The organism is Xanthomonas sp. 3793, from assembly GCF_024806835.1.
In the GTDB taxonomy this organism is placed as follows: Bacteria; Pseudomonadota; Gammaproteobacteria; order Xanthomonadales; family Xanthomonadaceae; genus Xanthomonas; species Xanthomonas arboricola_F.
In genome coordinates this window covers 508,957-533,855 of the sequence record NZ_JANTYU010000002.1, presented here as the reverse complement: position 1 = coordinate 533,855, position 24,899 = coordinate 508,957, and the positions used below count along the sequence as shown (strand labels likewise).

The window sequence follows — 24,899 nt, the reverse complement described above, 5'->3', positions numbered from 1 at the left end:
AACGGCGCCCTGCCTCAAGCGCACTGCCCGCCAACGGCCAGCGGTCGTCAGCTGCGCCTATTTTCAGGTCTTGCGTGCCTCCCCTGGAGAGTGACGCCTTTCAGTGCCACCTGAGTGCAGATGTCAAACAAGCAAACGCGCATCGACACCAAGAGGGCGGGATATTTCAGTATGCAAAAACATCGAGAGCCGTTCGACTGACGACCGCACGCCGCTCGGCCAACACCGCATGCCATTGGCCACCCGCTGCAGGCCCATATCTGGCTGGAGCAGCGCGATATCAGCCCGGGTCGCCAGGCAGTTGCCGCTGTCATACGCGCGCCCCTTCTCCTGGCGGAAGCCGGAAATGAGCTGATGCAGCCTTGGGCACTCAACGAGCCGCTGCTGGATGGCTAGGCTGCACCAAGCAGCAGTGCGTCGTTTTTTTACCAATGCCCAATCCCGAATCCCCGCCCTACCTGCACCGGACGCGGCCGAATGCCTACACTACGCAGATGTCCGAATCCCCCACTCCGCATCCCCGCCCTTCCCTGCAACGCGTGTTTCTGACCGGGTTGCTGACCCTGCTGCCGGTCTGGCTGACATGGGTGGTGGTGAAGTTCGTCTTTTCATTGCTCTCTGGCATCAGCAGCCCGTGGGTGGTGCCATTGTCCGAGCGCATCGCGGCCTCGTTTCCCGATTACCTGGGCTGGATCAAGGCGCTGTGGGTGCAGAACACCATCGCCCTGGTCGCCACGGTGGGGGCGATCCTGTTCGTCGGCATCCTGAGCCGGCGGGTGATCGGCCAGCGCCTGCTGCGCTGGTTCGAGGCGATCATGCGGCGCATCCCGCTGGCCAGCGTGGTCTACGACAGCGCGCGCAAACTGCTCGACATCCTGCAGACCCAGCCCGGTAGCACGCAGCGCGTGGTGCTGATCGACTTCCCGCATCGCGACATGAAGTCGGTCGGCCTGGTCACGCGCGTGATCAAGGAGCAAGGCACCGGCCGTGAGCTGGCGGCGGTGTATGTGCCGACCACGCCCAACCCCACCTCCGGCTATCTGGAAATCGTGCCGGTCGAACTGCTCACGCCCACCGACTGGAGCGTGGACCAGGCGATGAGTTTCATCATTTCCGGTGGCGCGGTTGCGCCGGAGTCGGTTCCCTTCACCCGTACTGCGGATCGCTGAAGCCCATGACACACACGCGTACCCTCGACGATCGTGCGGTCCGCCTGTTCATTGCCTTGGCGGCATTCTTCTGCGTCAACGCGGCCCTGGCCGAGTTCATCGGCGTCAAGATCTTCGCACTGGAAGACACCCTCGGCATCGCGCCGCTGAACTGGAACCTGTTCGGCCAGACCGGTTCGCTCAGTTTCACCGCCGGCACCTTGTTGTGGCCGGTGGTGTTCATCATGACCGACACCATCAACGAGTTCTTCGGCAGCCGCGGGGTGCGTTTCATCTCGTGGGTGGCGGTTGCGCTGATCGGCTACGGCTTCGTGTTCGCGTTTGCCGCCATCGCATTAGCGCCTGCAGGCTGGTGGGTGACTGCGGCGCAGAGCCAGGGCGTGCCGGATTACCAGGCCGCATTCGCGGCGGTGTTCGGGCAGGGATTGTGGACGATCGGCGGCTCGCTGGTGGCCTTCCTGTTCGGCCAGTTGATCGACGTGTCGGTGTTCCATCGCATCCGCAAGGTCACCGGCGAAAAACACGTCTGGCTGCGCGCCACCGGCTCTACCGCAGTGTCGCAGTTGGTGGACAGCTTCGTGGTGATCTACATCGCCTTCGTGCTTGGCCCGCAGCATTGGTCCACCGACCAGTTCCTGGCGGTGAGCACACTCAACTACATCTACAAGATGGGTTTTGCGATCGCCTTGATTCCGCTGCTATACCTCGCGCGCCGCGCCATCAGCGCGTATCTGGGTGCCGAACGCGCCGAGCAGTTGCGCGAAGAAGCCGCTGCCGACTAAGAGCGGCCACCAAACGTAGCGCGCAGTCGTCGGCTGGGGCCGACGGCGCACTCGGCATCGGGGTACCCGCGTGGTCCGCGTGGGGCCAAGTACCGGCCGCGCCCGTCTGGCGATGAGCACAGGCGTTTTGTTGGCTGCTCCTGAGACGGCGCGGTGCCCACACGGTGCCTGACCGAGGCCGGCAGCGCCCATGGCAGCACGCTGCGCGGCGGGTTATCGCAGCGCACCATTGCAGCCAGGCCCCCTCCCCTGCCCGTGCCGCATCTGAATTGCATGTACGCCGCATGCGCCGCACGGCTGGCCGTAACGGTGCGGATCGGGCAAGCTCCCCGCTCGCTTGTTTCCGGAGCCGGTAATGCCCCTCAGCTTTTCCCGCCTGCTGTCGCTGGCCCTCGCCGCCGTGTTGAGCCTGTCAGTGGCAGCGCCCGCCGATGCGGCCAAGAAGAAGACCGCCAAGGCACAGACCACGCAGACGCGCGCGAAGGCGAGCAAAGGCAAGAAGACCACCAAGCCGGCGGCCAAGGCCTCCAAGACGGCCAAAGGCAGCAAGGCCGCCAAGGCCAGGCCGCGCGCAGTGGCCGCACCGGTGGTGCTGACCAAGGCGCAGCAACTCAACCTGCTCTACGACCAGTACTGGGACGCTTCGCTCAAGCTCAACCCGCTGCAGGCCACCTTCCAGGGCGAGACCCGCTACAACGACCAGCTGCCCAACTTCCTGTCGCCGGCGTTCCGCCAGCAGTCGCACGATTTCACCGTGCTGTGGCTGGGCAAGGCCGAAGCACTGGGGCCGGACGGTCTGAGCGGGCAGGACCTGCTCAGCTACCAGATCTTCGTGCGCGATGCGCGCAGCGCCCTGGCAGCCGAGCAGTTCCCCAGCTGGATGCTACCGATCAACCAGTTCTACAACATCGCCAGCATTACGGTGGTGCTGGGCTCGGGCACCGGCGCGCAGCCGTTCAAGACGGTCAAGGATTACGACAACTGGTCGCGGCGTGCGCTGGGCATTCCCGACCTGTTCGATCAGGCCATCACCAACATGCGCGCCGGCATGCAGGCCGGCGTGGTGCAGCCCAAGGTACTGATGCAGAAGGTGTTGCCGCAGCTGGATGCGATCATCGCGCGCAGCGCCGAAGACAGCCTGTTCTGGGGGCCGATCCGCAACCTGCCGGCCGACATCCCCGAGGCCGACAAGCAGCGCCTCACCGCCGAGTACAAGCGGCTGATCGAAGTGCGCATCCTGCCGGCCTATCGCGCGCTGCGCGGTTTCATCGCCACCGAATACCTGCCCGCCTGCCGCGACAGCGACGGCCTGGCCGCGCTGCCCAATGGCGCGGCGTGGTACGCCTATGACGTGCGGCAAAGCACCACCTCCGACCTGAGCCCGGAGCAGATCCACCAGATCGGGCTGGAGGAGGTCGCGCGCCTGCAGGGCGAGATCACCGCGCTGACCAAGCAGGTCAAGTTCCGCGGCAACCTGCCCAAGTTCTACAAGTTCATGCAGACCGACAAGCGCTTCGGCTTCCGCAGCGACACCGAGCTGCTGGGGTATTACCGTGGCCTGCAGGGGCGCGTGCAAGGCGCAGTGCCGCGGCTGTTCGCCCTGCAGGGCATTCCGGAGCTGGAAGTACGCGCGGTGGAACCGCAGCGCGCGCAATCGGCAGCCAGCGGCTCGTACATGCGTCCCAGCGTCACCGGCAGCAATGGCGGCACCCCGGGCATCTTCTACGTCAATACCTCCGACCTGCCCTCGCGCAAGACCTGGGAAGCGGAGAGCCTGTACCTGCACGAAGCGATTCCGGGCCACCACTACCAGCTCGGGCTGCAGCAGCAGCTGACCGACCTGCCCAAGTTCCGCCGCCTCGGAGGCGAGACCGCCTACATCGAGGGCTGGGGGCTGTACGCCGAATCGCTGGGGCGCGAGTTGGGGCTGTATCAGGACCCCTACAACTACTACGGCTACCTGCAAAACGCATTGTGGCGCTCGATCCGGCTGGTTGCCGATACCGGCCTGCACAGCAAGGGCTGGACGCGGGCCCAGGCCATCGACTACATGCTGGACAACTCGGCGATGAGCCGCACCGATGCCGAAGCCGAAGTCGACCGCTACATGGCCATCCCCGGCCAGGCGCTGGCCTACAAGGTCGGCGAGATGAAGATCGCGCAGCTGCGCGAGCAGGCGCAGCGCGAGCTGGGGCCGCGCTTCGACGTCCGTGCCTTCCATACCGAAGTACTCAAGGATGGCTCGGTGCCGCTGGAGATCCTGCAGGACAAGATCCAGCGCTGGATCGCAACGCAAAAAGGGTGAGGCGACCTGGCGCGGCATCACGGTCGTCAAGCCACTGCAGGTCACGCGCTCCGGACCAGGCGCGTCACCTGTGGGCATCGCCCAAGGCGCAGGCTACCTGACGCCGCGCCAGCGTCTGCCAGCGGCACACACGCGGCTGACCGGTCCGCCCGACGCCCTGCCCTGCGATGAACGCCGCCGCTTTACCGGCTGCGTTCATCCCGCCACGCGTGCGGCTGCCAGCGCTGCAATGTCGCGCGGCGTGGTGCGGCAGCAGCCGCCGATCAGGCGCGCGCCTGCAGCCAGCCACTGCGCGTGCTGGTCTGCCAGGCTGCAGGCCGGCGCATCGCCAGCATGCCAGCGCTTGTCGCCAGCATCGTAGTGCTCGCCGGAGTTGGGATACACCACCAACGGCAAGGCGGTCAGCGCCGACAGGCTCTGCAATGCGGCGGTGACCCGATCCAGCGCGATGCAGTTGATCCCCACCGCGATCACCTGCACGCAGGCATCCAGCGCCGGAATCACCTGCGCCAGCGGCGTGCCATCGCTCAGATGGTCGGCATCGCGCAAAGTGAAGGAGAACCACGCATGCAATTGCGGGAACTCTTCCAGCAGCAGACGTAACGCCACGATCTCGTTCGCCGAGGGCAGCGTCTCGCAGGCCAGCACATCCACGCCCGCCGCTGCCAGCGCGGCGATGCGCGGGCGATGGAAGTCCATCAATTGCGCCAATGGCAACGCATAGTCGCCGCGGTATTCCGAACCATCGGCCAGATAGGCGCCGTACGGCCCGACCGAACCCGCCACCCACAACGGCGCGTCCTGCGGTTGCATCTGCAGATGATCGGCACGCGCCTGCGCAGCCAGTGCCACGCTGCGCGCGATCAGCACCTGCGACTGCGCCAGATCCAGCCCGCGCGCCGCAAAGCCCAGCGGCGTGGCCTGGTAGCTGGCGGTGATCGCGCACTGCGCGCCGGCAGCGAAGTAGTCGCGATGCACCTGATAGATCAGCTCCGGTTGCTCCATCAGCACGCGCGCCGACCACAGCGCATCGTTGAGATCGCAGCCGCGTTGCTCCAGCTCGGTGGCAAGCGCGCCATCCAGCAGCACATACCCATCGTGCTGGAGCGCCGCACTGAAAGGCGCATCCACGCGCGGCTGGCGGGGAAGTGTCGTCATACGTGCAGTCTCCTGGCTGCGAGCCATCGGGTCAGTGCATAGGCGCCATAGCACAGTGCCACGAACGGGATCCCGCACCACAGCGCGATGCGCTGCTGCGGATCGAATGCCAAGCCGACACAGGCCAGCAGGCATAGCGTAAAGCCCAGGATCGGCGTCCACGGATACCACGGCGCGCGATAGGCCAATGTCTCTACTGCGATGCCGTCGCGCAACAACTGGCGCCGAAAAAAATAGTGCGAGGCGCAGATGCTCAGCCACACCACCACCACCGCAAAACCCGATACTGCCGAAATCGCCACGAACACGGTATCGGCCGCGTAGACGCCGGTGAGCAGCGCCAACAGGCCGCCCAACATGCTCAACAGCAAAGCCGGCAAGGGAATGCCGCGCTTTGTCAGGCGTGCCAGCCGCGCCGGCAGCGTGCCCTCGTTGGCCAGCGACCACAGCATGCGTGCGGCCGCATACAGGCCGGAATTGGCCGCCGACAGGATCGCGGTCAGGATCACCGCATTCAAGATGTCGGCCGCATACGGGATACCCAGCAACTCGAACGCGCGCACGAACGGACTGGTGTCTACCGCCGCCTGCTCGGCCGGCAGCAGCGCGGCCAGCACCAGCACCGTGCCGACAAACAACACCACCAGCCGTATCAATGTGGTGCGGATCGCCAGCGGAATCGCACGCGCCGGCTGCGCGGTTTCGCCTGCGGCAACGCCGATCAATTCGGTGCCGGAGAAGGCGAAATTCACCGCCACCATCGTCATCAGTATCGGCAGCGTGCCTTGCGCAAACCAGCCATCGGCACGCAAATGGCGCAGCCCGGGCGCGGGCGAGCCATCGGCCAACGGAAGCAGGCCGATCACCGCCGCGCCACCCAGCAGGATGAACACCAGGATCGTGATCACCTTGATCAACGAAAACCAGAACTCGCCCTCGGCAAACCAGCGCGCCGACACCGTGTTCAGGCCGAAGATCAGCGCGCAGAACAGCAGGCACCACGGCCACGTCGGCGTGTGCGGAAACCAGTACTGCATGCAGAACGCCGCAGCGGTCAGGCTCGAACCCAGCGCCACCGTCCAGGTCAGCCAGTACAACCACGCCACCACGTACCCGGTGGCCGGGCCAAGGTAGCGCGCCGCATACACATGGAAGGCACCGGTCTGCGGCATCGCCACCGCCAGTTCGCCCAGGCATTGCATCACCAGATACACCGCCAGCGCACCGATCAGGTAGGCGATCACCGTGCCCAACGCACCGGTGCTGGCAATGATGTAGCCGGTGTTGAAGAACAGCCCGGTGCCGATGACCCCGCCCAGCGAGAGCATCACCAGATGGTGCACCTGCATGCTGCGCTGGAATTGCGGTGCGGCGTTGGACGACGGCTCGGGCATCGGCGTGTCTGATCGGTGGCAGCGCATCCTGCCATGCGCGCGCAGGCGAGCACAGCCATGCAGTGGCCAGGCGTGACGCGCAACCAGGTATTGCGGGATGCCATGCGGCAGGTCGCGCCCACGATCGGCCCACGCATGCTTCGCGCCCGGCCCGGCCTGCACGACACGCCCGGGCGCTACCGAGGGTATCCTCGCGACTGCTCATCCGGACTGTTGCCATGCCACATCATCTGCACACACGCACGGCAGCGCAGACGCAGCGCTGGAGCGCATCCCGGCTGCCGGCACGTCTCACAGCCCCGAGCGCTGTCACCACGCTCCGTGCATCCCTGCTCGCCACCGGGCAGCGCCAGCGTCCGCAACGCGTGCGAGGCGCGGCATGAAGCTGGCCGGCATCCACCACGTGGCGATCATCGCCGGCGACTACGCGGTCTCCAAAACGTTCTACTGCGACATCCTCGGCCTGCGGGTGCTCGATGAGCATTACCGGCAGGCGCGCGCTTCCTGGAAGCTGGACCTGGCACTGCCCGATGGCGGCCAGATCGAGCTGTTCTCGTTTCCCGCCGCACCGCTGCGCCCCAGCCGCCCGGAAGCACGCGGCCTGCGCCATCTCGCCTTCCGTGTCGAGGATCTGGACGCGGCCGTGGCGCATCTCGCTGCGCATGGCGTGGCCACCGAGGACATCCGCATCGACGAGTACACCGGCCGCCGCTTCACCTTCTTCGCCGACCCGGACGACTTGCCGCTGGAGCTGTACGAGGTGGGCTGAGCGCAGCGGCGCCGGCGGGTTCGGTCACATCCGCCGCACGGTCACGTCGAACAGCTGTAGTCGATCGTCGCCGTGACTTCCGGCGGATGTGGCGATGCGGCAACGTCGTGAAGATCGAACCACCCCAGGACACAGGAGCCGTCCATGCTGCAGATCCGTGCGTTGTCCAAGACCTATGCCAATGGCGTGCATGCGCTGCAAGGCGTCACGCTGGACATTCCTCGCGGCATGTTCGGACTGCTCGGGCCAAACGGCGCCGGCAAATCGTCGCTGATGCGCACGCTGGCCACGCTGCAGGAGCCGGACTCGGGCAGCGTCAGCCTGACCGGTGCCGATGGCAGCAGCATCGACGTGCTCGCCGACAAGGACGCGTTGCGGCGCCGGCTGGGCTATCTGCCGCAGGATTTCGGCGTGTACCCGAAGGTGAGCGCGCTGGACATGCTCGATCACTTCGCCGTGCTCAAGGGGCTCACCGATCGCGCCCAACGCAAGGAGGTGGTCGAGCGGCTGTTGCAGCAGGTCAATCTGTGGGATGCGCGCAAGCGCAAGCTCGGCACCTATTCCGGCGGCATGCGCCAGCGCTTCGGCATCGCGCAGGCACTGCTGGGCGATCCGCAACTGGTCATCGTCGATGAGCCCACCGCCGGGCTGGATCCGGAAGAGCGCAACCGCTTTTTGAACCTGCTGGCCGAAATCGGCGAGAACGTGGTGGTGATCCTGTCCACCCATATCGTCGAAGACGTCACCGACCTCTGCCCGACGATGGCCATCATGAACAAGGGCCAGGTGCTGCTGACCGGGCGGCCCGTCGATGCGATCGACATGCTGCATCAGCAGGTCTGGCGCAAGCAGGTCAGCAAGCAGGCCTTGCCCGATTACGAAGCACGTTTCACCGTGTTGTCCACGCGCCTGATCGCCGGCCACCCGGTGATCCACGTGTTCAGTACCGATTGCCCGGAGCCCGGCTTCGAGCAGGTCGCTCCCGATCTTGAGGATGTCTATTTCCAGCGCCTGCGCAAGCAAGCGCTGGCCGCCTGACGGAGCGTTGCGATGATCCTGGCGTTCCTGCGCTTCGAGCTGCGCGAGCAACTGCGCTCGCCCTTCCTGTGGTTGCTGGCCGCGCTGTACGCCTTGCTGGCCTTCGCCGCACTCTCCAGCGATGCGGTGCAGATCGGCGGCGGCATCGGCAACGTGCTGCGCAATGCGCCGACCGTGATCGCCACGCTGCTGAGCCTTTTCAGCCTGCTCGGCCTGCTGGTGACCACTCTGTTCGTCAGCAACGCCTTGCTGCGGGACTTCGACCTGGGCACCGCCGAGCTGGTGTTCTCCACACCGGTGCGCCGCCGCGATTACCTGGTCGGCCGCATCGGTGCGGCATTGATCGCCGGCACGGTGATGTATCTGGTGATCGCGCTGGGCATGTTCATGGCGCAGTTCATGCCCTGGATCGACCAGGCGCGGTTGGGTCCGGTCGCCGTGTTGCCCTATCTGTGGTCGCTGCTGGTGCTGGTGCTGCCCAACCTGCTGTTCACCACCGCGTTGCTGTCAGTGCTGGCGGTGACCACGCGCAGCATCCTGTGGGTCTATATCGGCGTGATCGTGTTCTTCGTGCTGTACGGCGTGAGCCGTGCACTGCTGGCCGATCTGGACAACGTCTGGCTCGCGACCCTGTCCGATCCACTCGGCATCCGCGCACTGTCGCAGACATTGCGCTATTGGTCGGCCGAACAACGCAACCTGCAGCTTCCTCCGTTGACCGGTTACCTGCTCGCCAATCGCGCCCTCTGGCTGGGCATGAGCGGGCTGTTGTTCGCTGCGACCTTCGCACTGTTCCGCACCGAACGTAGCGGCACGCGTCGTCGACGCGGAGCGGTGCCTGCTGCATCCACCAGCGCACCGGCAGCCAGCGTGCGCGTCACCACCACCCGCCTCACCGTGACACCCGCCTTCGCGGCTACCACCGCGTTTCAGCAACTGCTGCGCCAGATCCGTTTCGACACGCTCGGCGTGCTGAGCAGCGCGCCGTTCGTAGTGCTGCTGATGCTGGGCCTGGCCAATTTCATTCCGACCGCACTGTTCACTGCGCGCCTTTACGGTACCGCCGTGCTGCCGGTCACCTCGTTGATGCTGCAGGCGCTGCAGAACAGCTACAGCTTTCTGCTGATCATCGTGGTGCTGTTCTATGCCGGCGAACTGGTGTGGAAAGAACGCAGCAACCGCATCGACGGCATCACCGATGCCATGCCGGTGCCGGACTGGGTTCCCCTGCTGGGCAAGTTTGTGGCCTTGCTGGCGGTGATCGCCAGCTTCCAGCTCGCCGGCGCGTTGACCGCGATCGCGCTGCAGCTTGGCCGTGGCTATACCAGCATCGAGCCACTGCTGTATCTCAAGACGCTGGCGCTGGGCTCGGTGCTGTATGTGCTGATGGGCGGCATGGCGCTGGCGCTGCAGGTGTTGAGCAACAACAAGTTCGTCGGCTATGCGCTGCTGATGCTGGTGCTGATCGGTCAATCGGCGCTGTCGATGCTCGACTACACCCAGAACCTCTACACCTTCGGCGGCTGGCCCAACGCGCCATATTCGGACATGAACGGCTACGGCCACTTCCTGCCCGGCCAGTTGTGGTTCCAGGGCTATTGGGGCCTGTTCCTGCTGGCCCTGCTGTTGCTGTCTTCGGCGTTCTGGCCGCGTGGCGTTGGCCACGGTGTGCGCCAACGTCTGCGGCTGGCGTTGCAGCGCCTGCGCAGCCCGACCGGTGCGGCCCTGGCGGTCACCCTGCTCGGCTTCGCAGCGGTCGGCGGCTGGCTGTACTGGAACACCAACGTCTACAACAGCTTCCTGTCGCCAGAGCAGCAGCTGGACCTGCAAGCGCGCTACGAGCGCGAGTACGGCAAGTACCGGGACCTGCCGCAGCCGCGCATCATTGCCGTGGATAACCATGTCGACCTGCATCCGGAAACGCAATCGGTCGTCATCGATGCCACCTGGACCGTGCGCAACACCCACCCCACGCCGATCAGCGACGTGCACATCGGCATGCAAGGCAGTACCGGCGACCGCAGCCTGGTGCAGGTAGATCTGGGCGGGCAGACGCTGATCACGCACGATGTACCGGCCGGTTACCGCATCTATCGCCTGCACACACCGCTGCAACCCGGCCAGGAGCGCGTGTTCCGCTTCCGCGTGGACCAGCACCCGCATGGCATTACCGCCGGGCAGGCACAGACCGATCTGGTCGCCAACGGCAGCTTCTTCAACAGCCAGGTCTTGCCCTGGTTCGGCTACAACAGCCAAACCGAGATCACCGACCGCAACGACCGCCGCAAGCGTGGGTTGGGCGAGCCCACGCGCATGCCTAAACTGGAAGACCAGGCCGCACGCGCCAACACCTACGTCAGCGACGATGCCGACTGGCTCAGCTTCGCCAGCACCATCTGCACCGCACCGGACCAGATCGCGCTGGCGCCGGGCTATCTGCAGAAGCAATTCCGGCAGGCTGGCAGGCGCTGCTTCCGCTATGTAATGGATCGCCCGATGCTGAACTTCTATGCCTACCTGTCGGCGCGCTGGCAGGTGCGCAAGGCCTATTACAACAAGATTCCGATCGAGATCTATTACGACCCCAAGCACCCGTACAACGTGCAACGCATGATCGAAGGCGTGCAGAAATCGCTGGCCTATTACGAGGCCAATTTCACTGCGTACCAGCATCACCAGGTGCGCATCATCGAGTTTCCGGGCTATGCGGGGTTTGCGCAGTCGTTCGCCAATACCATTCCTTATTCCGAATCGATCGGTTTCATCGCCGACCTGCGCGACAAGGACGACATCGACTACGTGTTCTACGTCACCGCGCATGAAGTGGCGCACCAATGGTGGGCGCATCAGGTGATCGGTGCGAATGTGCAGGGCGCCACGGTGCTGTCCGAATCGCTGGCGCAGTACTCGGCGTTGATGGTGATGGAGCGCGAGTACGGGCGTGCGCACATGCGTCGCTTCCTCAAGTACGAACTGGACCGCTATCTGGAGGGCCGCGGCGGCGAAACCATCGACGAACTGCCGCTGTACCGGGTGGAGAACCAGCAATACATCCACTACCGCAAGGGCTCGCTGGCGTTCTACCGGCTGCGCGAGGAGATCGGCGAGCAGGCGCTCAATCGCGCATTGCAGCGTTTCCTGCAGGCCAAGGCGTTTCAGCAGCCGCCTTACACCACCTCGGCCGAGCTGTTGCAGGCCATTCGTGCCGAGGCACGCCCGGACCAGCAGGGAATGATCACCGACCTGTTTGAAAAGATCACCTTTTACGACAATCGCGTGGTTGGCGCACAGGCCCACAAGCGCCCGGATGGACGCTTCGATGTGACCGTGCAGACGCAGGCGGCCAAGTTGCAGGCCGATGGCCGCGGCAAGGAGCATGCGGTGCCGATGGACGACTGGATCGAAGTGGGGATCTACGGTTTGCCCGCCGGCAAGAATGCGCAGGCGCCGGTGTTGGCGCTGCGGCGGCAGCACGTCACCAGCGCCACGCCCAGCTTTACCCTGACCGTCGACGCCCTTCCCATCGAAGCCGGGTTCGATCCCGACAACAAGCTGATCGACCGGGTGCCGGACGACAATCGCAAGCGGGTGACGCTGCAATAGCGGGCAAGCGTTCGCTGGCCGATGATTGGCGGTCGGCCAGGACCGGCGACGCGCACGGCCAACGACTGAAAGCGAGCCGGACCAGTCCGCGACGGCCGGCGTGACGACGAGCCCTGCGCGCGTCGTCGACTCAGTCGCAGCGAACGGACTGCGCTCACCCGTCCTCCTCCCGGATGCCGGACAACGCGTACGTCGCACGACGGAATCTGCCGACTTAGCGCCGGCCCGAAGCGGCCAGCCTGCGCAGCCGGCATCTTCAATGGGAGCGGCTCAGCAACGGCACCGCAACTGCGCGCATGAACGCATCCCGCAGCGCATCTTTCCCGCACCATACCCCACGGTATACATTCGCCATCAGGCCGCCGACGGCGGCCACAGCAATCCCTGGGAGGGGACACATGCGCAAGACCTTCAAGACCCTGATGGTGGCCCTGCCGCTGGCCGCCGCCTCGCTGCTGGCCCAGGCGTCCGATTCGCCGGTGGGCCGCTGGAAGACCATCGACGACGAGACCGGCAAGCCCAAGTCGGTGGTGCAGATCGAACAGGCCGCCAACGGCACGCTGAGCGGCAAGGTGGTCGAGATCCTGCAGTCCAACCATGGGCCCAACCCGACCTGCGACAAGTGCGATGGCGCGCTGAAGGGCAAGCCGATCAAGGGCATGACCATCCTGTGGGGCCTCAAGGCCGACGGCACCGCCGTGTGGGATGGCGGCTCGGTGCTGGACCCGGCCAAGGGCAAGACCTACAAGGCCAAGATCACCTTGACCGAAGGCGGCAAGAAGCTGCAGATGCGCGGCTACGTCGGCATCGAAGCGCTGGGCCGCACCCAGACCTGGATCCGTGAATAGCGGGGATTCGGGAATCGGGATTGGGGATTGGCAAGAGCGGGCGTCCTTCGGGGCGCCTTTTTTGTGCGTCGGCGCATTTGGGGCTTGTCCTGTTGCACGGGATCGTCTGCTGCTGGTGCCGCACAGACGGCCAACGCCGCGCGTCTGGACAGACAGTCGGCGTGATCCTGCTTTGACGAATCCCCAATCCCCATTCCCCAATCCCGGCTCGCGACTAATGCGATAATCGGCTGTCCCCCGCATCACGCCTGCCATGACCCGCACCGCACTTGTCACCACCGCTTTGCCGTATGCCAACGGCCCGCTGCATCTTGGCCATCTGGTCGGTTATATCCAGGCCGATATCTGGGTGCGCGCGCGCCGCCTGCGCGGCGACAAGACCTGGTTCGTCTGCGCCGACGACACCCATGGCACGCCGATCATGCTGGCGGCCGAGAAGGCCGGGGTCACCCCGGAAGCCTTCATCGCCAACATCCAGGCCAGCCATGAGCGCGATTTCGCCGCGTTCGGGGTCACCTTCGACCATTACGACTCGACCAATTCGCCGGTCAACCGCGCGCTTACCGAGGCCTTTTACGCCAAACTGGAGGCCGCCGGTCACATCAGCCGCCGCTCGGTGGCGCAGTTCTACGACCCGGCCAAGGGCATGTTCCTGCCCGACCGCTACATCAAGGGCATCTGCCCCAACTGCGGCAGCGCCGACCAGTACGGCGACAACTGCGAAGTCTGCGGTGCCACCTACGCGCCGACCGAGCTGAAAGAGCCCAAATCGGTGATTTCCGGCGCCACACCGGAGTTGCGCGATTCGGAGCATTTCTTCTTCGAGGTGGGCCATTTCGACGGCTTCCTGCGCGAGTGGCTGGCCGGCGATGTGGCGCTGCCGGGGGTCAAGGCCAAGCTCAAGGAATGGCTGGACACCGAAGGCGGCCTGCGCGCCTGGGACATCTCGCGCGATGCGCCGTACTTCGGCTTCCAGATTCCCGGCCAGCCGGGCAAGTATTTCTACGTGTGGCTGGACGCGCCGATCGGCTACCTGTGCAGCTTCAAGACCCTGTGCGCGCAGATGGGCGAGGAGTTCGAAGCGCATCTGGTCGCCGGCACGCAGACCGAGCTGCATCACTTCATCGGCAAGGACATCGTCAATTTCCATGGCCTGTTCTGGCCGGCGGTGCTGCACGGCACCGGCCACCGCGCGCCGACCCGGCTGCACGTCAACGGCTACCTCACCGTGGACGGCGCAAAGATGTCCAAGTCGCGCGGCACCTTCGTGATGGCGCGGACCTTCCTGGATGTGGGCCTGGAGCCGGAGGCGCTGCGCTACTACTTCGCGGCCAAGTCCTCCGGCGGCGTGGACGACCTGGACCTGAACCTGGGCGATTTCATCGCGCGGGTGAACGCGGATCTGGTCGGCAAGTTCGTCAACCTGGCCAGCCGCTGCGCCGGCTTCATCGGCAAGCGCTTCGACGGCAAGCTGGCCGACGCCCTGCCCGACCCGGCGCAGTACGACCGCTTCGTCGCCGCGCTGGCGCCGATCCGTGAGGCCTACGAGCGCAACGATGCGGCCAGCGCGATCCGCCAGACCATGGCGCTGGCCGACGAGGCCAACAAGTACATCGACGACACCAAGCCGTGGGTGATCGCCAAGCAGGACGGCGCCGATGCGCAGCTGCAATCGGTGTGCACGCAGGGCCTGAACCTGTTCCGCATCCTGGTTGCCGCACTCAAGCCGATCCTGCCGCGCACCTGTGCCGAGGCCGAAGCCTTCCTGTCGGCGCCCATGACCAGTTGGGAAGACGTGGAGCGCCCGCTCACCGCGCACACGATCCAGCCCTACACCGCCCTGTTCACCCGTATCGACCCCAAACTGATCGACGCCATGACCGACGCTTCAAAAGACACCCTGGCCGCACCTGCGGCACCCGCTGTGGCTACCAAGCCCGCACCGGCCAAGGCCAATGTAGCGCCCGCCGCCGTTGCGAATCCCCAATCCCCAATCCCCACTCCCAGCCTCATCGGCATCGACGATTTCGCCAAGCTCGACCTGCGCATCGGCAAGGTGCTGGTGTGCGAATTCGTGGAAGGCTCGGACAAGCTGCTGCGCTTCGAACTGGATGCCGGCGAACTGGGCAAGCGCCAGATCTTCTCGGGCATCCGCGGCAGCTATGGCGAACCGGACGCGCTGGTCGGCCGCAGCGTGGTGTTCATCGCCAACCTGGCCCCACGCAAGATGCGCTTCGGCATCAGCGAAGGCATGATCCTCTCTGCCGGCTTCGACGGCGGCGCGCTGGCGCTGCTGGATGCCGACAGCGGCGCCCAGCCGGGCATGCCTGTGCGGTGAAGCGGGATTCGGGATTCGGGATTCGGGATTCGGGATTCGTAGAAGCCAGAGCTGATTGTTGAGGGAGACCTGACTCGAGTGCTTGGCGCGTCCCCTCATCCGCCCCTGCGGGGCACCTTCTCCCGCAAGCGGGAGAAGGGAAGATTTCAGAGCCCTCTCCCGCCGACAGAGAGGTTGGGGCGAGGGTGCGGGGCGAAGCGCTGTTACCTTTCCACCTGCACATGGCTGCGCCCGTCCCCTCATCCGCCCCTGCGGGGCACCTTCTCCCGCAGGCGGGAGAAGGGAAGATTTCAGAGCCTCTCCCGTCGGGAGAGGGGTTGGGGTGAGGGTGCGGGGCGAAGCGCTGTTACCTTTCCACCTGCACATGGCTGCGCCCGTCCGCTCATCCGCCCCTGCGGGGCACCTTCTCCCGCAAGCGGGAGAAGGGAAGATTTCAGAGCCCCTCTCCCGTCGGGAGAGGGGTTGGGGTGAGGGTGTGGGGCCAAGCCCTGGTACCGTTCCACCTGCACATGGCTGCGCCCGTCCCCTCATCCGCCCCTGCGGGGCACCTTCTCCCGCAAGCGGGAGAAGGGAGATAGATCAACGCTGTAGCGCCCTCTCCCACAGGCGGGAGAAGGGAACAACCAGTCACCGCGCTTTTAACCAATCCCCAATCCCGACTCCCCAATCCCCGCCCCCATGCACCTGGCCCTGTTCGACTTCGACCACACCATCACCACCTGCGATACCTATGCGCGCTTCCTGCGCAAGGTCGCAACGCCCGCGCAGCTGGCGTCGGCAAAGTGGAAGGTCGGTCCATGGGTGCTGGGCTATCGGCTCGGCATGGTGTCGGCCGCCGCGCTGCGTGCGCGCGTAACGCGCATGGTGTTCAGCGGCCGTGCGCTGGACGAAATGACCGCGCACGGCGCGGACTACGCGCGCAGCGCACTGCCGGGCGTGCTGCGTGCAGAGATGATGCAACGCATCGACTGGCACCAGGCGCAAGGGCATGAGGTGGTACTGGTGTCGGCATCGGTGGACCTGTATCTGCAGCCATGGTGCACCCAGCATGGGCTGTCGCTGATCTGCAACCGGCTGGACCACAGCGACGGCCGCCTGAGCGGACGGTATGCCGACAGCGACTGCGGACCGCACAAGGCCGCGCAGATCCGCGCACGCTATGACCTGTTGCAGTACGACTGCGTGCACGCCTACGGCGACAGCCGCGAAGACAAGCCGATGCTGGCACTGGCGCAACAGCGCTGGTATCGCGGCAATCCGCTGCACTGATCGCCACTGATCGCCCATGCCCGTCTCCGCGCCCTCCCTGGTCGAACGCCTCGACCGCCTGCTGCCACAGACCCAATGCGGTCAATGCGGCTACGACGGCTGCCGCCCCTATGCGCAGGCCATGGCCGACGGACTGGCCGACGTCGACCATTGCCCGCCGGGCGGCGATGCGGGCGCACGTGCCCTTGCGCAGGTGCTGGAGGTGCCGGCGCGCCCCTTCGATCGCAGCCGCGGCGCGCACAAACCACCACAGGTGGCCTGGATCGTGGAGGCCGATTGTATCGGCTGCACCAAATGCATCCAGGCCTGTCCGGTGGATGCGATCGTCGGCGGAGCCAAGCACATGCACACGGTGATTGCGCCGCTGTGCACTGGCTGCGAGCTTTGCCTGCCGGCGTGCCCGGTGGATTGCATCGCCTTGCGCGTCCTCGGCTAGGCAACGCGAGCGCAAGCCGGCGCGCCCCGTCCGGCACGACCGGCAGTGCACGTTGCATCCGCCACCTGTGGCTCTGCGATTGCTGCGCAGGCGCTAACCGATGCCAGACGTGGCGGGTCTGCTCGCCAGCCACCTCGACGCACGTCGCAACGGTGAACCGACCTGTCGGCATGACCGGCGACGCCTTCCCCGCGCAACGGCCCGAAATCGCGCCACCGGCAACGCCGATGCCACCGGCCATGGCGGCCGCACCCTACCTTCGGTCAGGAACGTCCTGACGCCGCCGGCGCATCCATGCTGCGGCTGTGCCCGTATGCATAGGCACTCCCATCGAGGAATCGGCCGATGCGCCCATTCGCTGCTGTCGTTGCTGCGCTGGCACTCCGCTGCCGGCCGATTCCGCCGTTGCTGCTGCTGGTGCTGGGCAGCGCGCCGCTCAGCGCGGCAGCGGTCACGCGGGTGGACGGCGATGTCTTCGATGCCGACAAGGGCGCGCTGCGCTACCGCGAGTCGCATTGGCTGCTCGACGATGGCGGGCGGCTGGTGCTGTACCGCTGCCCGAACGGGCAAGCGTTCGCACGCAAGCAGGTCGATGGCGGCGGCAGCTCGCCCGATTTCAGTCTGATCGACGGTCGCGACGGCTACCGCGAAGGCGTGCGCAGGCGCAATGGTGTGCGTGAGATGTTCCAGCAGCCGCCCGGCAAGCCGGAGCGCAGCACGGCGTTACCGGCCGGCGAAGACGAGCGCGTGATCGATGCCGGTTTCGATGCCTATCTGCGCAACCACTGGGATGCGCTGGCCAGCGCCCCGCAACGTGTGGACTTCGTCTTGCCCAGCTTGCAACGGCAGTTGGCGTTCCGGGTCGAACGCGTCGACGACAGCGCCGGCCAGCGTCGCTTCCGCATTTCGCTCGACGCCTGGTATGGCGCGGCAGTGCCCTCGCTGGAGGTGCGTTACGCGATCGCCAGCAAACGTCTGCTCGAGTTCCGCGGCGTAGGCAATCTGCGCGACGCACAGGGGCGCTACCCGCGCGTGCGCATCGTGTTTCCGGACACCGCTGCGCGTGCCGCCAGTGCAGACGAACTGCGCCAGGCACGCGAGCAGCCGCTGACCCGCAGCTGCAGCGCGTCATGAGCCAGACCCGCGTCATCTTCACGTTCGACCACGCGCCGTTGCGTACAACGGCCCGGGCACCCACTCCCTGTACAGGAACACGTCCATGGCAAAGGCTTATCTCTGGCTCAACGCAGTGCTCTACGTCGTCCTGGCGATCTGGTGCACGCTGTCGCCGACCAAGACCGCAAACGCGGTTGGCTATACCCAGCTCTCGCCGGCCGGGCAATCGGAATATCTGGTCATCTATGGCGGGCTGCAGTTGGGCATGGCGTTCTTGTTCGGCTACTTCGCCTGGATCAATCAACCGCGCACCGGTCTGCTGGTCGCACTGGCGTTCTACGTGCCCATCGTGTTGTTCCGCAGCGTCTCGCTGTCGCGCCTGTGGCCGGTGTCCACGCCAACCGTCGCACTCGCCGGTGTCGAGATCCTGCTGCTGCTCGCCGCCGTACTGTTGTGGCTGCGCAAGTGACAGACAGCGCCTGCGCACTCCGGTAGCATCGCCCCCACCTTACCCAACGCCCGACCGCATGAGTGCCATTCCTGGCCACGACGACGATGAAACCGGACGCCTGCTGACCGCAACCGCGGGTGGCGACCGGCATGCCTTCGAAGCGCTGTACCGGCAGACCTCGCCCAAGCTGTTCGGGGTCTGCCTGCGCATGATCCCGCAACGTGCCGAGGCCGAAGAGGTGCTGCAGGACGTGTTCACGCTGATCTGGCACAAGGCCGGGCAGTTCGACCCCGCGCGCGCGCGCGGGCTGACCTGGCTGGCGATGATCGCGCGCAACAAGGCGATCGATCATCTGCGTGCCAATGCGCCGCAGCGCCGCAACGTCGCGCTGGACGATGCCGGCGAACTGCGCGATGGCGATGCGTCGCCGCTGGAGCGCACCGAGCGCGCCAGTACGCGTCGCCGCATCGACCATTGCCTGGCCGAACTCGAACCGCCGCGCAGCGAACTGATTCGCACCGCATTCTTCGAAGGCATCACCTACGAGGAACTCGCCGCGCGCACCGACACACCGATCGGCACGGTCAAAAGCTGGATCCGCCGCAGCCTGGCCAAACTCAAGGCATGTCTGGAACGATGAGCACGCCCTTTCCCATCGACCAGGAACCGCCGCGCGAAGTGTTGGCCGGAGAGTACGTGCTCGGCCTGCTGAGCGCAGAAGAACGCCTGGCAGCAGAACAACGCATCGCCACCGACGCCCAGTTCGCGCAGGCGGTCCTGCAATGGCAGGATCTGCTGGCCCCGCTGCTGGAAGACATCGCCGCCGTGACCCCGCCCGATCAGGTCTGGGCGCAGGTGCGGCAGGCGCTGGGCTTCGACACGCCGCTCCGCGCGGTGACATCGGCCGCGCCGGCAGCCACTACCGGCACCCCGGCCACGCCATTGTGGAACAACGTCCGCGTGTGGCGTTGGGCCAGCGCCGGCGGCCTGGCGACCGCTGCAGTGTGCGTGCTTGCCTTGCTGAACCTGCGCACGCCGCCGGCACCGGTACCGCCCGTGGGCGATACGCCGGTGGTACAGACGCCGGTCACCCCGCCTGCGGCCACCACACCGCCGGAGACCGGCATCGCAATGACATCGACGCTGGCGACCGAAGACGGACGTCCGGGCTATGTGGCGCTGATGGATGCCGACAAGCACACCATCACGGTGACGCCGCTGGATCGCACCGCCACCGCCGACAAGGTGCCCGAGCTGTGGCTGATCACCCCGGACGGCAAGGCGCATTCGATGGGCACCTTCGACGATCAGCGCGCGCGTCGCGCGCAGATTCCCGACCAGCTGATGCCCATGCTCAGCAACGAGGCGATTCTGGCGGTGACGCTGGAGCCGCCGGGCGGCGCGCCGGGTGGCGTGGCCACCGGCACGGTGGTCGCCAAGGGCGGCATCAGCACGCTGGCAATGGCGCCCTGATCGGATGCCCGGGCAGTTGCTGCGCCGCCACCGGACGGAGCGCAGCAACTGCGCGATGGAGTCATCGTTCTCACCGTCATTGTGTGCCTTCCGCACCGGGATGAGCACGCCTACCCAGCGCGATGGCTTTACGCACCCGCGCTGCCCGCACCGGCGACTTCACAACCCACCTCATCTGCGTCACTGATACTGAGCGCACATATCGGTGTGCGCGCTTGCGTCCTGGGGGTGCGCAAGCGCGTCAATCCCACCCTTGCATGCGACGATCAAGCGGGCTGGTGCATCTGTTTGCCGGCAGCTTGCGTAAAGGGTTTCGATAACCTACGGAGAACCACGCGTGCCGAGCACTGGACTCGACCCCCACGTCGCATCGCCTCAGCCCCCGCCCAAGCATCGCGGCTGGGTGGCATCGCGCATCGGCAGCCTGCGTCGCTGGGTGGATTCGCAAGCCGACGAGCCGCTGGACGAGGCGCGCGCCGATCGCATCGACTGGCTGCGCGCCCTGCCCTTCATCGCGCTGCATGTGGCCTGCCTGGCGGTGTTCTGGGTCGGCGCATCGTGGTTTGCCGCCGGCATAGCACTGGCGCTGTACGCGCTGCGCATGTTTGCGCTCACCGGCTTCTATCACCGCTATTTTTCCCATCGTGCATTCAAGACCTCGCGCGCATTGCAGTTCGTGTTCGCCGCCATCGGCGCCACCTGCGTGCAGCGCGGGCCGCTGTGGTGGGCGGCGCATCACCGCAACCACCATCGGCACACCGACACCGGCCGCGATCCGCATTCGCCGGCCCAGCACGGGTTCTGGTGGAGCCACACCGGTTGGTTCCTCACTCCGCGCAACTTCCGCACCGACTGGGAGGTGATCCCGGACCTGCGTCGCTTCGGCGAACTGCGTTTCATCGACCGCTTCGACATCGTGATGCCGGTGCTGCTGGCGCTCGGCCTGTATCTGCTTGGCGACTGGCTGGCCGACGCTGCACCCGCGTTGCACACCAACGGCCCGCAGCTGCTGGTGTGGGGATTTGTGCTGTCCACGGTGGCGCTGTTCCATGCCACCTTCACCATCAATTCGCTGGCCCACCGCTTCGGTAGCCGGCGGTTCGACACGCGCGACGACAGCCGCAACAACTGGCTGCTGGCGTTGATCACCTTCGGCGAAGGCTGGCACAACAACCATCACTTTTTCCCCGGCTCGGCGCGGCAAGGCATGCGCTGGTGGGAGTACGACGTCACCTGGTATGGCCTCAAGGCGATGTCGTGGGTAGGCCTGGTATGGGATCTCAAGCCGATGCCGGCAATGCTCACGCGCCGCGCGCAACGGGTGGCGCGATGAGGGAGGGCAGAATCGCCGTGGTCGGCAGCGGAATCGCCGGCCTGGGCGCGGCGTGGCTGCTGTCGCGTCGCTACGAAGTCACCTTGTTCGAGGCGGCCGATTATCTCGGCGGCCACACCCACACCCACGACATCCAACTGCACGGCCAGCGCTACGCGGTGGACAGCGGCTTCATCGTGTTCAACCCGCAGCACTATCCGCTGCTCACCCGCATGTTCGCCGAGCTGGACGTGGCCTCGCAGCCGACCACGATGAGTTTTTCGGTGCACGATGCCGGCAGCGGGCTGGAGTACAACGCCGGCAGCCTGGATGGATTGTTTTGCCAGCGGCGCAATCTGCTCAACCCGCGCTTCTGGGGCATGCTGGCGGACCTGCGGCGCTTCTATCGGCAGGCGCCGCAGGTACTGCACAGCGACGAGCGCTTCAGCACGCTGGGCGCGTATCTGCAGCGGCATGGCTATTCGGCCGCGTTTCGCGACCAGCATCTGGTACCGATGGCATCGGCGCTGTGGTCATCGCCGTCGCAGACCATCCTTGAATTCCCCATGGGCCAGCTGATCGGCTTCATGGCCAACCACCACATGCTGCAGATCAGCGGCCGGCCGCAGTGGCAGGTGGTGCGTGGCGGGTCCAACAGCTATGTGCGTGCGCTGCGGCGGCGTTGGCAGGTGCTGGAACGCTTGTCCACACCGGTGCACGCGATCCGGCGCACCCCCGATGGCATCATGCTCAACTCGTTGCGCGGCGAAGAATACTTCGACGAGGTGGTGCTGGCCTGCCATGCCGACGACGCACTGGCCTTGCTCAGCGATGCCACCGAGTCCGAGCGGCAGATCCTGGGTGGCATCACCTACCAGGACAACGACACCGTGCTGCATACCGATGCCCGCGTGCTGCCGCGCGACAGGCGCGCGTGGGCGGCGTGGAACGCGCATGTGCCGGCCGACCCGCAGGCGCCATGCACGGTGAGTTACTGGATGAATGCGCTGCAGTCGATCGACGCGCCGCAGCCCTTCATCGTCAGCCTCAACCGCGACCACGACATCGACCCGGCCAAGGTGCTGCGGCGCATGCGCTATCGCCACCCGGTACAGAACGCCGCCGCGCTGGCGGCGCAGGACCGCAAGGCAGAGATCCAGGGCAGGCACCACACCTGGTTTGCCGGTGCGGCATGGGGCTTCGGCTTCCACGAAGACGGCCTGCGCAGCGGCGTGGATGTGGCCCATGGCCTGGGAGTGACCTGGTAATGCAACTGCTGCGCGAAGCCAGTACCGACGCGGTGCCGCTGCCTCCCGGTGAGGACAGCGGTGCCGGCAGCGTGGCGGGCGGCTTGCGCAGCGCGATCTACACCGGATGGGTGCGACATCGCCGCTTCGCGCCCAAACCGCTGGATTTCCGTTACCGCCTGTTCCTGATGTACCTGGACCTGTCCGAACTGGATCAGGTGTTCGCCCATCGCTGGCTATGGTCGGTAGGCCGCGCCAATCTGGCGCAGTTCCGCCGCAGCGACTACCTGGGCGATCCCAGCGTTCCGCTGGACCAGGCAGTGCGCGATTGCGTGCAGGCGCAGACCGGCGAGCGCCCGGAAGGCGCCATTCGGCTGCTGACGCATCTGCGTTACTTCGGCCACGTGTTCAACCCGGTGAGCTTTTATTACTGCTTCGACCGGCATGACGGCTTGCGCTGGATCGTGGCGGAAATCACCAACACGCCCTGGCAGCAACGTCACACCTATGTGCTGCCGGTGGCGCAGGCCCGCACGCATCGCGATGTGCATGCATGGCGCTTCGACAAACGCTTCCACGTCTCGCCGTTCATGGGCATGCAGCACCGCTACGACTGGCGCTTCAGCGTGCCGGATGCGCAACTGCGCGTGCATATGGACGTACTGGATGCCAGTGACGACGACGCTGCCGACGCAATCAACAACAGCGGCACCCGACGCTTCGATGCCACGCTGGTCCTGCAACGTCAGCCACTGACCGCGCGCACGCTGGCGCGCACCCTGCTCGCCTACCCCTTGATGACCGTGCAGGTGGTGCTCGCCATCCACTGGCAGGCCCTGCGCCTGTGGCTGCGCGGCAACCCTGTCCACGATCACCCCCATCCGCCTGTGCGAGATTCCCGATGAACGCCACCTCCCTGCCCGACACTGCTGCGCCGCGCGCGGCTTCCTGGACGGACCGCCTGCTGCGCAAGCGCCTGCTGGCCACACTCGGCGACCTGCGCGACGGGCAGCTGCAGCTGCGCGAAGCCGACACGGTCACCACGCTGGGTAACGCCAGCGGTGCGCACGCGTTGCAGATGCAGTTGCGCGTCATCGACCCGGATTTCTATCGGCAGGCCGCACTCAACGGCAGCGTCGGCGCGGGCGAGTCGTACATGGACGGGCAATGGCAGTGCGACGATCTGGTCGGGCTGATGCGCCTGCTGTTGCGCAATCGCGACCGGCTGGATGCGATGGAGACCGGCACCGCGCGCCTGGGTGGCTGGGCGATGCGCAGCCTGCATACGTTTGCGCGCAATACCCGCAGCGGCAGCCGGCGCAACATCGCCGCGCACTACGACCTGGGCAACCCGCTGTTCAAGCTGTTTCTGGATCAGAACCTGATGTACTCGTCGGCGATCTTCGTCGATGGCGAAGAAGCCCAGGGCGAAGCGGCGCTGGAACGTGCGGCCACGCGCAAGCTCGAACGCATCTGCCAGAAGTTGCGCCTCGGCCCGCAGCATCATGTCGTCGAGATCGGCACCGGCTGGGGCGGGTTTGCACTGCATGCGGCGCGCGAACACGGCTGCCGCGTCACCACCACCACCATTTCGCGCGAGCAGTTCGATCTGGCGAGCCAGCGCATCGCCGAAGCCGGCTTGAGCGACCGGGTCAGCGTGTTGTTGAGCGACTACCGCGACCTGCAGGGCCGCTACGACCGCGTGGTGTCGATCGAGATGATCGAGGCGATCGGCCACCAGTATCTGGACACTTACTTCGCCAAGGTCGGCAGCCTGCTCGGCGACGATGGCGAGGCGCTGATCCAGGCCATCACCATCGAGGATCATCGCTACAAGCAGGCGCTGCACTCGGTGGACTTCATCAAGCGGCATATCTTCCCCGGCAGCTTCATTCCGTCGGTGGCCGCGATGACCGGGGCGGTAGCGCGCGCCAGCGACCTGCGCCTGTTCCATCTCGAAGATATCGGTCCCAGCTATGCGCTGACATTGCGCGCCTGGCGGCAGCGCTTCATGGCGCAGCTGCCGCAGGTGCGCGCACTGGGCTACGACGAGCGCTTCATCCGCATGTGGGAGTTCTACCTGGCCTATTGCGAAGCCGGTTTTCTGGAACGTTCGATCGGCGACGTGCACCTGTGGCTGAGCAAGCCCGGCGCACGCCCGCCGCAGTTCGTGCCCGGTCTTGCGTGAGGC

Annotated in this window: 20 protein-coding genes; 18 read left to right on the top strand and 2 right to left on the bottom strand. The window is 66.0% G+C overall.

Annotation, left to right across the window (positions count from 1 at the left end):
- The first annotated feature begins 494 nt into the window (after positions 1-494).
- From FHY18_RS08590 to FHY18_RS08580, 3 genes are all read left to right on the top strand, one after another.
- The gene (locus FHY18_RS08590; protein WP_259153474.1) at positions 495-1,169 is read left to right on the top strand and encodes a DUF502 domain-containing protein; all 675 of its coding nucleotides are present in this window, start codon (positions 495-497) and stop codon (positions 1,167-1,169) included.
- Positions 1,170-1,174: 5 nt separating this feature from the next.
- On the top strand, positions 1,175-1,951 hold the full coding sequence (locus FHY18_RS08585) for a queuosine precursor transporter (RefSeq protein ID WP_259153473.1): 777 nt from the start codon (positions 1,175-1,177) through the stop codon (positions 1,949-1,951).
- Positions 1,952-2,306: 355 nt separating this feature from the next.
- Positions 2,307-4,256 (top strand): DUF885 family protein, encoded by a 1,950-nt coding sequence (locus FHY18_RS08580; protein WP_259153472.1) that lies wholly within the window; start codon positions 2,307-2,309, stop codon positions 4,254-4,256.
- 195 nt (positions 4,257-4,451) lie between these two features.
- Here FHY18_RS08580 and mmuM read toward each other — a convergent pair whose 3' ends face one another.
- Positions 4,452-5,414, bottom strand: a complete 963-nt coding sequence (gene mmuM, locus FHY18_RS08575) for a homocysteine S-methyltransferase (RefSeq protein WP_259153471.1) — start codon at positions 5,412-5,414, stop codon at positions 4,452-4,454.
- Positions 5,411-6,808: an S-methylmethionine permease gene (gene mmuP / locus FHY18_RS08570; RefSeq protein ID WP_259153469.1), complete on the bottom strand. Its 1,398-nt coding sequence runs from the start codon at positions 6,806-6,808 to the stop codon at positions 5,411-5,413. The genes mmuM and mmuP overlap by 4 nt, the downstream gene beginning before the upstream one ends.
- 379 nt (positions 6,809-7,187) lie before the next feature.
- On the opposite strand from mmuP, the gene FHY18_RS08565 reads away from it, so the two are divergent.
- The 15 genes from FHY18_RS08565 (at position 7,188) to FHY18_RS08495 (ending at position 24,896) form a co-directional block, all read left to right on the top strand.
- Positions 7,188-7,577, top strand: coding sequence for a VOC family protein (locus tag FHY18_RS08565; RefSeq protein ID WP_259153467.1), 390 nt, complete (start codon positions 7,188-7,190; stop codon positions 7,575-7,577).
- Positions 7,578-7,721: 144 nt separating this feature from the next.
- On the top strand, positions 7,722-8,615 hold the full coding sequence (locus FHY18_RS08560; RefSeq protein ID WP_259153466.1) for an ABC transporter ATP-binding protein: 894 nt from the start codon (positions 7,722-7,724) through the stop codon (positions 8,613-8,615).
- Between the two features lie 12 nt (positions 8,616-8,627).
- Complete coding sequence (locus tag FHY18_RS08555; RefSeq protein ID WP_259153465.1) at positions 8,628-12,218, top strand: M1 family aminopeptidase; 3,591 nt, start codon at positions 8,628-8,630, stop codon at positions 12,216-12,218.
- A 398-nt stretch (positions 12,219-12,616) separates the two neighbouring features.
- The gene (locus tag FHY18_RS08550) at positions 12,617-13,066 is read left to right on the top strand and encodes a DUF2147 domain-containing protein (RefSeq protein ID WP_005993603.1); all 450 of its coding nucleotides are present in this window, start codon (positions 12,617-12,619) and stop codon (positions 13,064-13,066) included.
- A gap of 253 nt (positions 13,067-13,319) precedes the next feature.
- Positions 13,320-15,404 carry a methionine--tRNA ligase gene (gene metG / locus FHY18_RS08545; RefSeq protein ID WP_259153464.1) on the top strand — a complete coding sequence of 695 codons (2,085 nt, stop codon included), beginning with the start codon at positions 13,320-13,322 and terminating at the stop codon, positions 15,402-15,404.
- 678 nt (positions 15,405-16,082) lie between these two features.
- Positions 16,083-16,673 carry an HAD family hydrolase gene (locus FHY18_RS08540; RefSeq protein WP_259153463.1) on the top strand — a complete coding sequence of 197 codons (591 nt, stop codon included), beginning with the start codon at positions 16,083-16,085 and terminating at the stop codon, positions 16,671-16,673.
- Positions 16,674-16,689: 16 nt separating this feature from the next.
- A complete protein-coding gene (gene rnfB, locus FHY18_RS08535) occupies positions 16,690-17,109 on the top strand; it encodes an Rnf electron transport complex subunit RnfB (RefSeq protein WP_259153461.1) in 420 nt (139 codons plus the stop codon).
- A 345-nt stretch (positions 17,110-17,454) separates the two neighbouring features.
- The gene (locus FHY18_RS08530; RefSeq protein ID WP_259153459.1) at positions 17,455-18,243 is read left to right on the top strand and encodes a hypothetical protein; all 789 of its coding nucleotides are present in this window, start codon (positions 17,455-17,457) and stop codon (positions 18,241-18,243) included.
- Between the two features lie 85 nt (positions 18,244-18,328).
- Positions 18,329-18,694 carry a DUF4345 domain-containing protein gene (locus tag FHY18_RS08525; RefSeq protein ID WP_259153458.1) on the top strand — a complete coding sequence of 122 codons (366 nt, stop codon included), beginning with the start codon at positions 18,329-18,331 and terminating at the stop codon, positions 18,692-18,694.
- A 58-nt stretch (positions 18,695-18,752) separates the two neighbouring features.
- Positions 18,753-19,316, top strand: coding sequence for a sigma-70 family RNA polymerase sigma factor (locus tag FHY18_RS08520; protein WP_259153457.1), 564 nt, complete (start codon positions 18,753-18,755; stop codon positions 19,314-19,316).
- Positions 19,313-20,149, top strand: coding sequence for an anti-sigma factor (locus FHY18_RS08515; RefSeq protein ID WP_046963069.1), 837 nt, complete (start codon positions 19,313-19,315; stop codon positions 20,147-20,149). Before FHY18_RS08520 ends, FHY18_RS08515 begins: the two co-directional genes overlap by 4 nt.
- Before the next feature lie 337 nt (positions 20,150-20,486).
- Positions 20,487-21,482, top strand: coding sequence for a fatty acid desaturase (locus FHY18_RS08510; RefSeq protein ID WP_259153456.1), 996 nt, complete (start codon positions 20,487-20,489; stop codon positions 21,480-21,482).
- Complete coding sequence (locus FHY18_RS08505) at positions 21,479-22,729, top strand: FAD-dependent oxidoreductase (RefSeq protein ID WP_259153455.1); 1,251 nt, start codon at positions 21,479-21,481, stop codon at positions 22,727-22,729. Before FHY18_RS08510 ends, FHY18_RS08505 begins: the two co-directional genes overlap by 4 nt.
- On the top strand, positions 22,729-23,613 hold the full coding sequence (locus FHY18_RS08500) for a DUF1365 domain-containing protein (protein WP_259153454.1): 885 nt from the start codon (positions 22,729-22,731) through the stop codon (positions 23,611-23,613). The genes FHY18_RS08505 and FHY18_RS08500 overlap by 1 nt, the downstream gene beginning before the upstream one ends.
- Entirely contained in the window at positions 23,610-24,896 is a 1,287-nt protein-coding gene (locus tag FHY18_RS08495) for a cyclopropane-fatty-acyl-phospholipid synthase family protein (RefSeq protein WP_259153453.1), read from the top strand. Before FHY18_RS08500 ends, FHY18_RS08495 begins: the two co-directional genes overlap by 4 nt.
- Positions 24,897-24,899: the final 3 nt, after the last annotated feature.

What these genes read in the sequence shown, in the direction of transcription:
- FHY18_RS08590 (WP_259153474.1), top strand. Translation starts at nt 495, where the DNA reads ATGTCCGAATCCCCCACTCCGCATCCCCGCCCTTCCCTGCAACGCGTG.
- FHY18_RS08585 (WP_259153473.1), top strand. Translation starts at nt 1,175, where the DNA reads ATGACACACACGCGTACCCTCGACGATCGTGCGGTCCGCCTGTTCATT.
- FHY18_RS08580 (WP_259153472.1), top strand. Translation starts at nt 2,307, where the DNA reads ATGCCCCTCAGCTTTTCCCGCCTGCTGTCGCTGGCCCTCGCCGCCGTG.
- mmuM (WP_259153471.1), bottom strand. Translation starts at nt 5,414, where the DNA reads ATGACGACACTTCCCCGCCAGCCGCGCGTGGATGCGCCTTTCAGTGCG.
- mmuP (WP_259153469.1), bottom strand. Translation starts at nt 6,808, where the DNA reads ATGCCCGAGCCGTCGTCCAACGCCGCACCGCAATTCCAGCGCAGCATG.
- FHY18_RS08565 (WP_259153467.1), top strand. Translation starts at nt 7,188, where the DNA reads ATGAAGCTGGCCGGCATCCACCACGTGGCGATCATCGCCGGCGACTAC.
- FHY18_RS08560 (WP_259153466.1), top strand. Translation starts at nt 7,722, where the DNA reads ATGCTGCAGATCCGTGCGTTGTCCAAGACCTATGCCAATGGCGTGCAT.
- FHY18_RS08555 (WP_259153465.1), top strand. Translation starts at nt 8,628, where the DNA reads ATGATCCTGGCGTTCCTGCGCTTCGAGCTGCGCGAGCAACTGCGCTCG.
- FHY18_RS08550 (WP_005993603.1), top strand. Translation starts at nt 12,617, where the DNA reads ATGCGCAAGACCTTCAAGACCCTGATGGTGGCCCTGCCGCTGGCCGCC.
- metG (WP_259153464.1), top strand. Translation starts at nt 13,320, where the DNA reads ATGACCCGCACCGCACTTGTCACCACCGCTTTGCCGTATGCCAACGGC.
- FHY18_RS08540 (WP_259153463.1), top strand. Translation starts at nt 16,083, where the DNA reads ATGCACCTGGCCCTGTTCGACTTCGACCACACCATCACCACCTGCGAT.
- rnfB (WP_259153461.1), top strand. Translation starts at nt 16,690, where the DNA reads ATGCCCGTCTCCGCGCCCTCCCTGGTCGAACGCCTCGACCGCCTGCTG.
- FHY18_RS08530 (WP_259153459.1), top strand. Translation starts at nt 17,455, where the DNA reads ATGCGCCCATTCGCTGCTGTCGTTGCTGCGCTGGCACTCCGCTGCCGG.
- FHY18_RS08525 (WP_259153458.1), top strand. Translation starts at nt 18,329, where the DNA reads ATGGCAAAGGCTTATCTCTGGCTCAACGCAGTGCTCTACGTCGTCCTG.
- FHY18_RS08520 (WP_259153457.1), top strand. Translation starts at nt 18,753, where the DNA reads ATGAGTGCCATTCCTGGCCACGACGACGATGAAACCGGACGCCTGCTG.
- FHY18_RS08515 (WP_046963069.1), top strand. Translation starts at nt 19,313, where the DNA reads ATGAGCACGCCCTTTCCCATCGACCAGGAACCGCCGCGCGAAGTGTTG.
- FHY18_RS08505 (WP_259153455.1), top strand. Translation starts at nt 21,479, where the DNA reads ATGAGGGAGGGCAGAATCGCCGTGGTCGGCAGCGGAATCGCCGGCCTG.
- FHY18_RS08500 (WP_259153454.1), top strand. Translation starts at nt 22,729, where the DNA reads ATGCAACTGCTGCGCGAAGCCAGTACCGACGCGGTGCCGCTGCCTCCC.
- FHY18_RS08495 (WP_259153453.1), top strand. Translation starts at nt 23,610, where the DNA reads ATGAACGCCACCTCCCTGCCCGACACTGCTGCGCCGCGCGCGGCTTCC.